At 38.5% G+C, this 14,669-nt stretch carries 14 protein-coding genes; 6 read left to right on the top strand and 8 right to left on the bottom strand.

Going from position 1 to position 14,669, the window contains the following annotated elements; genetic code table 11:
* Nucleotides 1–115: 115 nt before the first annotated feature.
* Nucleotides 116–958: a YaaW family protein gene (locus C7B62_RS05750; protein ID WP_106233679.1), complete on the bottom strand. Its 843-nt coding sequence runs from the start codon at nt 956–958 to the stop codon at nt 116–118.
* A 97-nt stretch (nt 959–1,055) separates the two neighbouring features.
* Nucleotides 1,056–2,333 carry a serine/threonine-protein kinase gene (locus C7B62_RS05745; RefSeq protein WP_106233667.1) on the bottom strand — a complete coding sequence of 426 codons (1,278 nt, stop codon included), beginning with the start codon at nt 2,331–2,333 and terminating at the stop codon, nt 1,056–1,058.
* A 446-nt stretch (nt 2,334–2,779) separates the two neighbouring features.
* Between C7B62_RS05745 and C7B62_RS05740 the strand changes: the two genes are divergently transcribed.
* The 4 genes from C7B62_RS05740 to C7B62_RS26065 all read left to right on the top strand — a co-directional run bounded on the left by C7B62_RS05740 (nt 2,780) and on the right by C7B62_RS26065 (nt 5,789).
* The gene (locus tag C7B62_RS05740; protein WP_106233666.1) at nt 2,780–3,256 is read left to right on the top strand and encodes a response regulator; all 477 of its coding nucleotides are present in this window, start codon (nt 2,780–2,782) and stop codon (nt 3,254–3,256) included.
* Nucleotides 3,249–4,958 (top strand): bifunctional diguanylate cyclase/phosphodiesterase, encoded by a 1,710-nt coding sequence (locus C7B62_RS05735; RefSeq protein WP_106233665.1) that lies wholly within the window; start codon nt 3,249–3,251, stop codon nt 4,956–4,958. The genes C7B62_RS05740 and C7B62_RS05735 overlap by 8 nt, the downstream gene beginning before the upstream one ends.
* Before the next feature lie 80 nt (nt 4,959–5,038).
* The gene (folB, locus tag C7B62_RS05730) at nt 5,039–5,398 is read left to right on the top strand and encodes a dihydroneopterin aldolase (protein ID WP_106233664.1); all 360 of its coding nucleotides are present in this window, start codon (nt 5,039–5,041) and stop codon (nt 5,396–5,398) included.
* Between the two features lie 217 nt (nt 5,399–5,615).
* Entirely contained in the window at nt 5,616–5,789 is a 174-nt protein-coding gene (locus tag C7B62_RS26065; RefSeq protein ID WP_199194079.1) for a hypothetical protein, read from the top strand.
* Nucleotides 5,790–5,961: 172 nt separating this feature from the next.
* Here the strand turns inward: C7B62_RS26065 and C7B62_RS05725 are convergent, their stop codons facing one another.
* From C7B62_RS05725 to sufR, 4 genes are all read right to left on the bottom strand, one after another.
* Nucleotides 5,962–6,750, bottom strand: a complete 789-nt coding sequence (locus tag C7B62_RS05725; RefSeq protein WP_106233663.1) for a sensor histidine kinase KdpD — start codon at nt 6,748–6,750, stop codon at nt 5,962–5,964.
* Between the two features lie 334 nt (nt 6,751–7,084).
* Entirely contained in the window at nt 7,085–8,404 is a 1,320-nt protein-coding gene (locus C7B62_RS05720) for a diacylglycerol kinase family protein (protein WP_106233662.1), read from the bottom strand.
* A 188-nt stretch (nt 8,405–8,592) separates the two neighbouring features.
* Nucleotides 8,593–9,624, bottom strand: a complete 1,032-nt coding sequence (gene hemF, locus C7B62_RS05715) for an oxygen-dependent coproporphyrinogen oxidase (RefSeq protein ID WP_106233661.1) — start codon at nt 9,622–9,624, stop codon at nt 8,593–8,595.
* A 221-nt stretch (nt 9,625–9,845) separates the two neighbouring features.
* Nucleotides 9,846–10,490: an iron-sulfur cluster biosynthesis transcriptional regulator SufR gene (sufR, locus tag C7B62_RS05710; protein ID WP_106233660.1), complete on the bottom strand. Its 645-nt coding sequence runs from the start codon at nt 10,488–10,490 to the stop codon at nt 9,846–9,848.
* 241 nt (nt 10,491–10,731) lie between these two features.
* Here sufR and sufB point away from each other — a divergent pair, with 241 nt between their 5' ends.
* Together sufB and C7B62_RS05700 are read left to right on the top strand one after the other, a co-directional pair.
* Nucleotides 10,732–12,171 carry a Fe-S cluster assembly protein SufB gene (gene sufB, locus C7B62_RS05705; protein ID WP_106233659.1) on the top strand — a complete coding sequence of 480 codons (1,440 nt, stop codon included), beginning with the start codon at nt 10,732–10,734 and terminating at the stop codon, nt 12,169–12,171.
* 697 nt (nt 12,172–12,868) lie between these two features.
* Nucleotides 12,869–13,414 carry a hypothetical protein gene (locus C7B62_RS05700; RefSeq protein ID WP_106233658.1) on the top strand — a complete coding sequence of 182 codons (546 nt, stop codon included), beginning with the start codon at nt 12,869–12,871 and terminating at the stop codon, nt 13,412–13,414.
* Here the strand turns inward: C7B62_RS05700 and C7B62_RS05695 are convergent.
* A complete protein-coding gene (locus C7B62_RS05695; protein WP_106233657.1) occupies nt 13,411–13,617 on the bottom strand; it encodes a hypothetical protein in 207 nt (68 codons plus the stop codon). The genes C7B62_RS05700 and C7B62_RS05695 overlap by 4 nt on opposite strands.
* 472 nt (nt 13,618–14,089) lie before the next feature.
* Nucleotides 14,090–14,560 carry a YchJ family protein gene (locus tag C7B62_RS05690; protein ID WP_106233656.1) on the bottom strand — a complete coding sequence of 157 codons (471 nt, stop codon included), beginning with the start codon at nt 14,558–14,560 and terminating at the stop codon, nt 14,090–14,092.
* Between the last annotated feature and the right edge of the window lie 109 nt (nt 14,561–14,669).

Here is a 14,669-nt window from a genome sequence, read left to right as displayed (position 1 = left end):
TTCCTTTCTTGTTTATATGTTCTGAGGTATTTCAGCTTACCACTAGCATTCTTAACAAATTGTTTATAGGTTGATTAATTTTGGTGAGGGGATCGCTCTTGTTACTCTACAATACTTAACCTAATCCCAAGTATTCACCCCGAATTAGCCTAATTTGCGCCAGAGTAAACACAATTGGAATAACACGCCCATAATTAGTGGCGATCGCTTTCCAACCCAAATCGGCGACAAAATAGCCCCAAGCCACTGGGCCGAGGATACTAAAGATTCCTCTTGCTGTTCCATAGCGAGCCGCATTTGTCACCATTCCTTTTTTGGCTGCTTGTAATGCTAGCTGATTACCCAATCCTGCTACTGCGGTGGTGCTGCCTTTGATCAAGGCTATTTTAGCTGCTTGATAAGTCGCAAAATGAAGGGCAAACTGCCGAGCAATGTGTTTAAGTAGCCATGATTTCAGCACGGTATTAACTGTCACAATCCCTGTCCCTTTCAGCAGAATTTTCAGAGGATTGTGTTGTAAATGTACTGGTAAAGGTTCTGGAGGATGGGCTGTAGTTAGGGAATTGCCCACCTGCGCTTGAAGAGTCTTCTGTTCTTGGAAAGGCAATTTATCCCAAGCTTTGCTAACTAAATGGAGAAAAATTTCGGCTTCAATATCCGTCGTTCTCATCTGATTAGAGTAAGGAATTTTTAGATAGTTACAAACTTTAGTCAAAATATCTCGATAAGATACTTCTTGGGTTCGCCCTCGCAATACCGTCATTCCGTCTGCTGCTAAATAGCGGAATCTTTGGTCTAAAGAATCGAGCCATAAGTCCAAATCCTGACTCTGAATCTCAATTGGCTCAGGTGTCTGCCAGTAATCTAGGGGATTGAAACGACGGTTAAACAATATCTGCGTAATCTGCTGTAATTCTTCCTCGGTGGCCAAAGCTAATCCTGCCCTGAGTTCGTCCAATGCCGTCTCCTCCACAACACTGTCTAGGTTATTTAAAATGCTCTTGATTATTCCATCTTGAATTATAGCTAAGAGTCTTAAATGTGTTTAATAATTGCTAATTACTTAAGTTTAAACCTAAAGTAATGCCGATCGCGATCGCACCTAGCCAACAGCCTCCTTGAGCTAAATTACCCATTTTGCTGGGTAGCTGCGCCCAAAAGTAAGAAAGTAACAAAACTTCAGCTATGGCGATCGCGCACGAGATTGCTACAGCTGAGTTCATCCCCCAAATCAATCCACTCACAGCGACTAAGATACTCGGCATAATCACACCCAAGGCTATTCCCTGAGTTTTGGTCTGAGGATCTAAGCTAACTATTATGGCTGCGCCTAATTGAGTAATAGCGATCGCGATCGTCGCTAACATGGCGATCGCGATTGTGGTGACCCTTAATTCAACTTGACTAGTAGTAAAGCCTATTGCCCAAGTAGCAAATGTTGTAGCTACAGAAATTGCCACTCCACCAAGAATTTTCGGTTTATATGTATCCCTCGATGCAAGAGTAGCTAGATCTTTAGATGCCACGACGGGTAATTCTATCTTGAGCAAGGCATTTTTGGCAGTTTGAGCATCCGAGAAGCGTTGACTGACTTTCGCCTTGGTCATCTTTTCCAGCCAACCCAAAAACCGACGATCTAAGTCTGGCAAAAGCTGCTTGAGGTTTAGCTGATACGGATCATCAGCCGAAGTAAAAGTATGAACTGCTGTAATGTCTTTGTGGGCTAGCAAACAAACTAAGCTCACTCCTAAACTGTAAATATCCGATGCCATAATTGGTTTGACAATTTGTTCGGGAGCAATAAATCCTGGTGTCCCGCGAAAAACGCTGCTAGCAGCAACTTCCTTACTTCCTAGGCTGGCAAAGCCAAAATCGATCAGGTAGACATTTAAAGATTCATCCAGCAAAATATTTTCGGTCGAAAGATCTCGATGTAGGATTGGCGGAGTTTGTTGCTGTAAATAAATTAAGATATCGAGCATCTTTACGGCTATTTGCTTAACTTCATCTAAAGTTAAGAGTCGAAAGCTACTACAGGGAACCGCCGTAATATATTCTTGAACCAAACAAAAACCATTGTCAGTTTCAATACTGTTTAAGTACTGAGGAATGTTAGGATGGTTTAGATTTTGTAACAAGGTAATTTCTTGAGTATAAGCTTTGTATCCTGACCAGCTTGAGTTAGCTTGAGCAAAACAAAATTGTTTAACCACCACAGTTTTTTGAGTTTTGATTTCAATCGCTTTCCAAGTAATTCTGCCTCCCTCACGATTACGACCTAATTCTGCTTCGATTTGATATCCATAGCTAGTTAAATCCAAATAATCGCTCATTTTAAACTTTTTATATTAATGCTTATTTACTATTGATAACTTTAAATGAAGACTAAGTAAACTTAGGTTATTTTTGTATATTATAAGCTGGCGCTTTAAATCTAGAAGCAAACAAATAAGCTATAAACTTTACAGTATGAAAATTTAATAACTATCTTTAAAAGTAGATATTTGCTAAAAATAATACTTTTTTAAGAGTTTATCTTCTGGCAAAATTATTTTGACAAAAAAATACTCTTGAAGTCTTGCTAATGAGCTCTTTAATGTGATAAAAGATACAGAACAAGAAAAAACTGAAGTATCTAAACTGAAAATGTCCAGCTCAGAGCGTATTTTGAAAATTAAAATATTGATTTATAAATTGATTTATAAAAAAGATAAATATTATTAATAATTAGTCAATAATCACGAACTAATTTTATCAATATTAAAAATTATTTATAATAATGCCAACTAAAAATATCTTGTTAGTAGAAGATAATGCTGACGATCGCGAGTTGATGAGGCTTGCTTTCGCTCAGGGGGAAATTTCGCATAACTTAATTGTGGTAGCCGATGGAATTGAAGCTTTGAACTATCTTCAAAGACAAGCAGATAATCAAAGTCAAACAGCAGAATCAGGAAATTTAAGCATGACAACAATGCCCGCTTTAATCATGCTGGATTTAAATTTACCAAGAATCAACGGTATCGAAGTTTTAAAGCGCATCCGCGCTAGTTCTTACAGTAAAATTATTCCTGTAGTCATAATAAGCTCTTCAAATGAGCCACAAGACCTCATTGACAGTTATATTAATGGTTGCAACAGTTATATTAGAAAGCCAATTCACTTTACTCAACTCCAAAATTTTGTGAAAGAGATAAGTACATATTGGCTGACTGTCAATCAGCTTCCCACTGTTTTTGGAGTCCCAAATGAGTAAACTTCTGCGAGTCTTAATTATCGAAGATTCAGAAGACGATGCCGAACTATTAGCTATTACCCTCAGGCGTGGTGGTTATCAAGTAATTGATCAGCGAGTTGACACCAAGACTGATCTCGAAATTGCTTTGTCCACTCAACCTTGGGATATTGTTTTAGCTGATTATTCTATGCCTCAGTTTAGCGCGATCGCTGCTTTGGAGATCTTAAAAGAACGGGGATTAGATTTACCTTTTGTCATTATATCAGGAAAAATCGGCGAAGATACCGCCGTAGCAGCTATGAAGGCAGGAGCGCACGATTATTTGATTAAAGGGCAATTGTCGCGGTTGCTTCCTGCCGTGGAACGAGAGCTAAGGGAAGCTATCTTTAGAGAGGAATATCGAGCAGCCCAAAAAAGGCTTAGATATCTTGCTTACTATGATAAGCTGACTAACCTGCCCAACAGAATTTCATTTTTAGACCATCTCAACAGTGAAATCGCTCAAGAGCAAAAAGAACTCAATTCCACTCAAATTTTTGCTGTATTGCTATTGAGTATTGATCGCTTTCACAGCATTAAGCGTAGTCTTGGGTATGAAATTAGTGACAAATTGTTAATCGCGATCGCCCGACGGTTAGAAAATTATGTAGTTAATATTAATGCAAATGTAATTGCCAGAATTGGCGAAGATGAATTTGCGCTGCTAATCAGCAAACTCAATAATCAGTATGAGGTAGTTGATCAAGCTGAGGATTTATATCACGAACTAATTAAACCTTTTGAAATTAACGGTGCAACAGTTTGTTCGACAGTCAGTATTGGCATTTCCTTAAACCAAGAAAACAATCGCGAACCAGAAAAAATGTTGCGCTGGGCTGATACTGCCATGCAGTATGCTAAAGTCAACTTTGCCAAAACATCGGTACTGTTTGATGAGACAATGCAGAGTCAGGCAGTCGAGAAACTCAGGCTAGAAAACGATTTGCAAAGGGCGATCGATAATCATCAGCTATATTTGAACTATCAGCCGATTGTTTCTTTAGACACAGGCAAGATTCATTGTTTAGAAGCTCTCGTGAGGTGGAAACACGATTCTTTGGGGACAATTTCTCCAAATAAATTTATTCCCATTTGTGAAGAAACTGGGCAGATTATTGCCCTTGGTCAATGGGTATTGTCAGAAGCTTGTAGTCAGCTAGTAACCTGGCAAGAATCTTTTGTGGGTGACTCACCCTTAACAGTCAGCGTAAATCTTTCACGAATTCAGATTTATCATCCCGAATTAATTCCCCAAATAGATAATTTGCTTGAATCTTTAAATTTAAACGGACAAGACCTTAAATTAGAAATTACTGAAAGTACTCTAATGGAAAATACCTCGGCTGTTACCAAGGTTCTCGAACAGCTAAAGGAACGAGAAATTAAGCTATGTCTCGATGACTTTGGGACAGGCTATTCTTCTCTAAACTATTTACGCTATTTACCTGTTGATACGGTCAAGATAGACCGCTCCTTTATTGGGCCTGAGATCAACAACACCAATTACGATATTATTAAAGCGATTATTAACTTAGCTCACAGCTTGGGCTTAGACGTTGTTGCCGAGGGAATTGAAACCGCAGCCCAATTAAAAATACTGAAGAATTTAGGTTGCGAATATGGGCAGGGATATCTTTTTGCTCCTGCCCTGAATGCCACTGATGTCATGGATATATTGTAGCCTCGTATGAAGCTAGAAGTTAGCAGTTAGAAGCCGTAAAATATCTATGCTCATGCAGTTAAATTACTAGTAATTAAACAATGGATTCAATTCAAGTTAGTGGTATTCGCGCTTATGGTTACGTTGGTTATTTACCCGAAGAGAAAGTATTGGGACAGTGGTTTGAAGTAGATTTAACCTTGTGGATAGACTTGAGCGCTGCGGGAAAAAGTGACGAGATTACAGATACTTTAGACTATCGAGAAGCGATCGCCATTGTCAAAGAGCAGATTACTACTGCTAAATTCGATTTAGTGGAAAAGTTAGTTAGTGCGATCGCCGACAAGATTTTAAGCCTAGAAAAAGTCAATCAGGTTCGAGTCCAACTATCAAAACCAGCAGCACCGATCCCTGATTTTAGTGGTCGTATTACTCTCGATATTACTCGCAGCATAGCTTAAAATATACAGATTTTTGCTGATTTGACAACTAGTAAGAATACTGAAAGTACCTTGATCCCCACGAAAATTTTAGGCATTTCCGAGCATGGGGAATCAAAGCCAATTGGGCAAAATTAATAATATAAGGCAATTCCACAAGTTGATTAGCTCCAGTTGAATTCTGCGATTAGCTAATAGCTTAAAACAACTTTTAATTATTAATTAAGGATATTGGTTGATGAATAGAAAAATACAGCTCATTACTTTATTAATTTGGCAATATATTAACCAGCAGCTAGGTCATCAATATTCTGTTTGGAATATTAGACATTTTTGGTATTTATATCAAATCACTTTATTTAAAAGATGCTGGGAACAAGAATGTTCTCAAGAGAGCCATCCACATTGTTAATTGTTAAATAGCTTTGTTGGTCAACATTTAATCAGCCTGATGTGAAAAAAAATCTTAAAAGGTATTAGCTATTAGCTCAAAACTAGTAAACTAGAATGAAGCTAATCCACATTAGGCGTTATTCAATTTTAAACCCAAACCTTAAGATTATTTGACTAAACACGGTTTAATCTTAAAATGCTTTCTTGCAGGTCAAGATTATTCGACTTGAAGGTTCACTTCCATTTAAGCCACCAAAATCTTGAAGTTCTAGACTTCCTCCCATAGTTTCCACAAGAGTTTTTGACATCAGCAATTTCATGTTGGCAGATAAACTAATCTCTTGTAAAAGTTCGCGAATTTCTGATAAGTCATGAGTTTGAAAATTTGGCTCAGGAACAGTAGATTCTTGCCAAAGAACAGCAGGACAATCTAAATCGATTTCGATTTTAACGCTGTCGCTAGTTATTTCTGTAGTTGATAGTTTAATTACTCCTTTTTTCATTAGAGCAATTCCGCTATCAATGAGGTTAAAAATTAGCTGAATTAAACGAGAGCGATCGGCAAAGACACAAATTTGAGGATCGGGATTAACAATCTCTAAGTTTAAATTACGGTTTGCTGCCTGAAGGTAGGTAAGACGACCTATCTCGGTAAATATCTTGGATAGCTCAAGGGACTCTAAATACAGGCTATTACTCCCATATTCTGTCTTAGAAACAGCAACAATCTCGTCGATCAACTTCATCAATTTGAGAGCTGAATGATAGGCTTGAGCAATAAATTCTTTTTGTTCTTCAGGACTTTCACATAGATCGGACAAAATCAACTGATGTAACCCAATCATACTGCTAAGAGGCGATCGCAATTCATGAGAAGTTCTGGCTAAAAACCCTGCCTTAAATTGACTCATCTGCGCTGCCATTTGATAAGCAAGCTGTGCCTGTTTGAGTTCTTCCTTTAGCTCGTCGATTTCGTTCATAATTTCAGAAGATAAGTTCCAAAGCAAAGCTGACTAGAGATACTCATTGACCACTTTTATTATAGCCACTGATAGCTTCGCTGATTCGCACCTAGCGTAACACAGCATTTGTTAAACTAAGCCCACCTATCATATAAGAGACTTGGCTCTAGTGGGCAGCATGACACATTTATCTCACTGCGCCACTTTCAAATTAAGCTTTAGTTATGAATATCAGTTAGATTAAAGTGGGAAAGGGAACATAATCATTTTCCCATATCCATTTTGACTTTTCAAACTGTTTTGAAAATCTATAGCTTTCTTAAATGACTCCCTTCGTCCGCTCAATCAATTTCTAACCATTAATAACGGCTAAATTGGGCATTATTTTCATTTCTATAGGTGTATAATCCACAGGTTCTCCATCAACTACTAAAATACCTTCGTCGGTTAAAGGCTCTAGCTTAAAAGCACTGACTTTGTAATATTCCATATGGGGTAAATTGAGGTGTTTTCCTTTTCCGCAGCGTAACAAAGCCTGTAGCAATTCCCAGCGGGATGTTCCCTGGCGCATGACTAAGACATCGATCGCCCCATCGTTTAAGCTGGCATTAGGGGTAATGTTCATATCATGGGCTGCCCAAGGGGTATTCATTGCCCAGAGAAAGATAAAATCGTCTTCCATTACTTGCCAACCTGTAAGCGATGAGTTTTCCTGTTTCTGGATCTGCTCAAAATCAGGATGGGGAAGATAAGAAAATCTACCTTTGTAGGTACGCAGTAAACTCAGCAGCATGACGGCATAAACATCGAATCTTAATGCACCTAAAAACTTGAGCTTTTCTGACTCGATATCGACATCACTAATTAAACCCCAAGCGAGGGACAAAAAACTATAATACTCTTGACCATTTTGAGTAACGCTAGCTAGATCAAAACTCTGTTGTTTACCCTTGGCGATCATAAAAGTAGCAGTAAGCGGATTGTAACTCTCCCTCGCCGATTCCAATATAGACTTACACAAACCGTTGCCCGTACCCCCAGGAATTATCCCCAGAGGTAGTTTAATTGCGGTTTCGCGATCGCCACGACTCATCAAACCAGCGATCGCATCATGAATCGTACCATCTCCCCCCACAATTACTAACCCGTCTAGTGCCGATAGATTGAGATTACGCACTAGGTTTTTGGTATCCGCAGCGCTGCTAGTTTCCGTGACGGTATAGGTTAAGTTACTACGATCTAATAATGGACGCACCTGCTCAAATACCTTACTAGCTAGTTTCTGACCGCTATTCGGATTGATCACAATCTGTAACTTTCGACATTTAATATCTGCGTCGACCGCTTTACCGACTAAAGTATTATTAATTGCTTTTTGCCATTGCGATCGCTTTGGTAAATCTTCACAGGTAAAATAATATTCTCGCAATATTCGGCGCTGTTTTTTAACGAGCAGACCAACTGTTTGCTTCGGATAAGCAGACACAACGAGACAAGGACGGTTATTATCTCCCTGATTTATTAGTGTAGTACCTACTACATCATCTAGACAAAGCTCCTGTTTAATCCCCTGATGCTGCCAAAACAAATGATTTTTAGTTAAGAAACCTAATTCCGTTGCCGTCTCAGGATAGCAAGCTAGCTTGCCTTGAAAAATGACACAGTTTTTCATTCAAATCAACATAATCAGTAATTAAGTAGCTGGGTGGAATTCAATATAAAATAACGGATTCTTATTTTTCTCCCCTATCTCCAGTACTCCACTACTTCACTACCTCACATCAGTCTTTAAATTAATTATGCCTAGCTACTTGGCACGGTTCAACCGTTTATGCTCGTCATTTTGAGTACATCGAGTAATCATTTCTCTTGCCAGTTAATCCAATCTTGAGGCTTCAAAAATGTCTCATACAATTCTGCTTCAGGAGTATTTGGTTCAGGTTGATAATTATATTGCCAGCGAACTAAAGGCGGCAAGGACATTAAGATCGATTCAGTCCGCCCATTAGTCTGTAAGCCGAAAATAGTACCGCGATCATAAACTAAATTAAATTCTACATAGCGTCCACGACGGTATAGCTGAAAATCCCGTTCTCTTTCGCCATATTCTAGATCCTTGCGTCTCTCAATAATGGGTAGATAAGCAGATAAAAAGCTTTTGCCACAATCCTGAACAAAGTTAAAAATATCTGACCAACTGCGGTGATCCACTTCCCCTAACTTGTTGCTATACTCTGCGGCTGCTTTGTTTGGATGAGGTCCTTTGTATAGTTCACCTGTACCATCTTGATAGTCGAAAAATAATCCGCCTACCCCTCTAGTTTCCTGACGGTGTTTGAGATAAAAATACTCATCGCACCAGTACTTAAACACAGAATGATATTCAGGATGATGGCGATCGCAAGCTTCTTTATAAGTCCGATGAAAATGGGCAGCGTCTTCGGCAAAAGGATAGTAAGGAGTTAAATCCGCACCACCACCAAACCACCACACTGGGCCCGCCTCAAAATAACGATAGTTGAGGTGAACTGTCGGCAGATAAGGGCTGCGGGGGTGTAATACCATTGATGTACCTGTAGCATAAAACCCATGTCCTTCTGCTTCGGGGCGTTGTTGAAGGATTGAGGGAGGCAACTGACTACCCCATACTTCGGAGAAATTTACTCCACCCTGTTCTAAAATACCTCCATCTGCCAAAACACGCGATCGCCCGCCACCGCCTTCCTCTCTCTCCCAACTGTCTTCTTGAAACTTGCCACCGCCATCAACTGATTCTAAGCCAGCACAAATTTCATCCTGTAGCTGTTTCATAAACTGACTTACTCTTGCTTTAGAGTCGGCAGGAGGTTGGTCAGGTCGATTTTTGGGGAGATTAGTATTTATGGCGGTCATATAAAAGATTGGAAATTTTAGATCATAAAACTACTCAGTTTACCCTATCTTGATTAGGTGTAATCACACCAGCACTGGTAAGCAGTAGCAATTATATCTTTACTAATTCGTAAATTTTCTTAATATATATATAGCGAGCGCCAAGTTTTTAATTAGCTGATTAATTCCAATAGAAACTGAAGCCAAAGCGATCGCTAATTGATTAGCAACTTCAACTTTGATTACTTTACCTCGATTGAATAGCCACAGCGATGTTCACCATCATTGATCCACTGAGTCCTTTGCACGATACAGTCTGGCAATACCGCCGCAAACATCTCCAGTTCGTGTCCACAAATGCTGGGGTAAGATTCTGCCACATCAGAAATGGCGCAGTTATGCTCTACTAAAACAAATCTTTGCTTGTGTTGAGCAGAGGCTTGGTGTAATTCTGCCATATAGCCTTCTTCCTGTCGTAGCTGCACCAATTTGGCGATACGCTGCTTGAGATTGCCATTTCCTAAGCGATCGCGATATACTGCTGCTTTACGCTGCCACTGCTTTTCCAAAACTTTGCTAACCTGCTCTTGTCCTGCTGTTTCGGCTAGAGTATCCAAAAAACTTACGGCAAATTCACTATACTTTTGTGGACTAAGGCGATCGCGTCCTGCACTACTAAGCTGATACAAATGCTGTGGTCTACCCATACCTTGCTGTACCGAATGATATTCAATTAAGCCATCAGCTTCTAATTCATGCAAATGACGACGAATAGCTTGGGTACTAAGATCTAAATCTTGAGCTAGTCGACTTGCTGCTGCTTGACCATGCTTAAATAGAGCCTGGAGGATATTTTGTTTAGTAGACGGTAAACCAGTGGTCGTCATCGTCTTGAGGGGTATTTAAAAAATAATAGAGATTAGCCAAATTTATTTGACTTAAACAACAAATTTATTGTTAATGTAACCTACAATATACTTAAACAACAAATTTATTGTTAAACTCAGACGAAATATTTCGTCAAACCAATCTTAAGTTAATTTTACCGAAGCTGTCACAAGATTTACTGATAACAGCTCGCCAAAATTGCCGATACCACCAACAATACAGTCTATTTAATTTCTCATCATGAGTGCTAACGTCAAAACTCTAGTTAATCAGCCCTACAAATATGGTTTTACCACTAATATTGAAACGGAACAAATTCCTCGTGGTTTAAGCGAAGATGTCGTGCGTCTGATCTCGGCAAAAAAAAATGAGCCAGAATTTATGCTAGAGTTTCGTCTTAAGGCCTATCGTCAGTGGCTCAAGATGAGCGAACCAGACTGGCCTCATGTTAGTTATCCAGCGATCGACTATCAGAATATTGTCTATTATTCTGCACCAAAAAAGAAGCAGCAAAAAAAAGGTAGTCTGGATGAAGTAGATCCAGAGATCCTGGCAACCTTTGAGAAATTAGGTATTTCTTTATCAGAACAAAAAAGGCTAAGTAATGTCGCAGTGGATGCTATTTTTGATAGTGTTTCGATTGGGACAACTTTTAAAGAAAAGTTAGCTGAAGATGGCGTGATCTTTTGTTCAATTTCTGAAGCAGTAGAAGAACATCCTGAACTAATTAAGCAGTATTTGGGTAGCGTCATTCCTGTAGGAGATAATTACTTTGCCGCTTTAAACTCCGCCGTGTTTAGCGATGGTTCGTTTGTTTTTATTCCTAAAGGCGTAACCTGTCCGATGGAACTGTCTACTTATTTTCGGATTAACGACGGTGATACAGGGCAATTTGAACGTACTTTAATTGTGGCGGAAGAAGGGGCATCCGTTAGCTATCTTGAAGGCTGTACGGCACCGATGTTTGACACTAATCAACTTCACGCTGCGGTAGTCGAGTTAGTGGCGTTAGATAATGCTGATATTAAATACTCTACAGTGCAAAATTGGTTTGCTGGAGATGAAAACGGTAAAGGTGGAATTTATAACTTTGTGACCAAGCGTGGCTTATGTAAAGGAGTTAACTCGAAAATTTCTTGGACGCAAGTAGAAACAGGTTCAGCAATTACCTGGAAATATCCTAGCTGTGTTTTAGTCGGCGATAACTCCGTAGGCGAGTTTTATTCCATCGCTTTGACCAACAATAAGCAACAAGCAGATACAGGAACAAAAATGATTCATGTGGGCAAAAACACCCGCAGCACAATTATTTCTAAAGGTATCTCCGCGGGAGACTCTCAGGGTAGCTATCGTGGCTTAGTTAAAATTGGCAATAAGGCGACTGGTGCGCGTAACTACTCTCAGTGCGACTCGATGCTAATTGGCGATAATGCCGAAGCTAACACTTTTCCTTACATTCAAGTGGGTAACAATACCGCCAAGGTAGAACACGAGGCCTCTACTGCCAAAATTGGTGAAGAACAGCTATTTTACTTTGCTCAACGAGGTATTTCTGAAGAGGATGCGGTTTCTATGTTGGTAAGTGGTTTTTGTAAAGACGTGCTGAACGAATTACCAATGGAGTTTGCGGCGGAAGCAGATAAATTGTTAAGTCTTAAGTTAGAAGGAACAGTGGGTTAATTAAAAAACCAAGGTTAAAAATCTTTTGTAAAAAGCGATCGCTCTACTTTTAGAGCGATCGCTTTTTTGTAGATAATTTAATTACAGTCAATAGACTGGTTGGAAAATAGTAATCAAAACCACTGAAAAGCTTATTCAGTCTAGATTTCAAGGATTTTTGCGCTTATTACCCAACAAGTCTAATAAATGCGATCGCCTTTCCAATAAACATTAATGAGATCGGCGATCGCTCTTTGATCTTATAAACTTTCGTCCCAAGCTGATTGGGTGATTTTACCTTGAGCTTCAAATACAACTTCTATCTGTTTTTTATCAGCATTAAACTGTAATTGTTCTGCTAATTCCAAACAAAATAGTTCTAGATTCAATTTCTGTCAAATTACACTGAAAAGTATCTGATTCGGTTTGTCCAACCAACAGCACCTCATCCAAAAGCTATACCATGTTTTTAACTGGCATTGCGCAGCATTTGAAATAAAATTTTTTATCTTGATGAGTCGAGAAACGATCAAACTCTATCTCTAGGTTGACTAAACTTCATTCTCCAGACTTCATTTTCGAGAAAATCTTAGTTCAGTAAGATTGCCTATCGGCGAAAAAAGTTACGGATATTCAAACACCAAAGTAAAATGACAACATCAGTTTATTTACGCAAGTAACGTCATTATCAAAGTTTTCATCTCATTACGAGGGATTTATGAGTCGGATTAAAACACTATTGTTAATATTAATTATCGCTGCCTTGAGTATTGTATTTATTCAAAATAGAAACCCAATTGCTTTAAAGTTACTTTGTGCTGATAGTTCCCAAAGCTGCCTCTATCAGACTCCCCCCTTACCTCTAGCAGCCTGGATTGCTCTAGCCACCTTAACAGGAGCGATCGCTAATTTACTGGTACAGAGTCTTAATCGATACGGCTACAGCGATCGTAAAAAGCCTATCCTTAACGATGATTTGTATCCTAATAGTGATACAGCTTGGAACAATGATCGTCCGAGAAAGTACTCTGAAGTTGACGGCATTAGAGATTCTTTTCCTAAGCAGGTATCTGAGGGGAAAAGTTATGAAGTAAAGCAAGAACCCCAAAATGTAGAGCGTTCAGGTTCTACATATTCTTATAAATATCGAGAATCAAGCGATCGCCCAAAAGACAATCCAGACAGAACGCCAAAAAATTCATTTGAGCCTGAAACTAATTCTAGTGTGAACCGCGAATCATCAAATGAAGAAGACTGGATTTAAGAACAGTTTCTACTGGCTGCAAATATCTCTTTTGATTCTTGTCTAACTATTCCCAGCATTGTAGCCTGTTGTAAATTGATAAAGGCTTCTAAATCTTCTAGATCGTATTTGTTCTCTAGCATTTTTTTGAGCTTTTCTTCTGCTTCTAAGGTTAAATACCCCGTATTTAGAGCCTGCTTAACTATTTCGCGAATTAGTTTCATGAAACTTTACCAATGTTCTATTCGATGATTTTAAAAGGTTTTTTTTAATTATTTTTATTACTTGAGATAGAAGATCTAGATGTAAGAGATGATTTCTTAGACAAAATCATGTTTTCCTGAGATATTTACTTTAATGTAGTTAAATTTTAGATGAACTTGTGTGTTTTTTCTGTAATTTGGATCACTTTTATTTTCATAGTTTACTAGTAAATATGATGCTTTATGATGCTTTGACAAACTAGTCAGTAATTTTACTCATAGATTATAAAGAGCAATATAGACAATATTTAGCTAATTTATGACCAATATTCATTACGGAGGCTTATTTTTAAAACAATTAATGAGTTTATTTTGATTAAGATTAAGTCAGTATTTATACTGAGAAAATCGATTAAATTGAGTCAATTGGTCATCAGGATTGATAACTAACATTAGTGTAAAAATTCATTATAGATTGTACAAAACTCGTTACTCAATCATCGTGGCAATCCTTATATTTTTTGCCACTACCACACCAACAAGGTTCGTTACGCTTGGGTACTGTTCCAGGTAAGATATCCCCTTCCACATAAAACCATTGACCGTCAGTTTTAATAAACTTAGAACGTTCGTGAAGTTGTCCTGGTTCATCTAGCTGATAAACTGCTTCAAATTCCACATACCCAGTCACGTCATGCTTTTTGCCTTTCTGGGTATCAATAACTTTCAAGCCTAGCCATTGCGTATTGTTGATATTTTCAGTTAATTCTTGGCGATCACCAAATTTTCTTTGATCTGGATGTAGAGTAGCAAGGAGATAATGAACGTTACCCCGACTAAAAGCAGTGTAGCGCGATCGCATTAATTTTTCTGCTGTTTCTGGGGTCTTTTTACTAGATAAATACATCCCACAACAGTAAGAATATTGCTTTTTGCTCCCACAAGGACATAATTCTTTGGACATTTTCAGGTGATTAAACCTTCAATAGCTATATTCTAGATGTTATCTCAGATGGAAAATAAAAATCTGAAATTGGTGGTGCGATAGGATAATAATATACAGATGAGAAGAT

Source organism: Pleurocapsa sp. CCALA 161, from assembly GCF_003003995.1.
GTDB lineage: Bacteria > Cyanobacteriota > Cyanobacteriia > Cyanobacteriales > Xenococcaceae > Waterburya.
The sequence above is the reverse complement of the archived record's forward strand: the minus strand, read 5'-3'. Positions and strand labels throughout refer to the sequence as shown.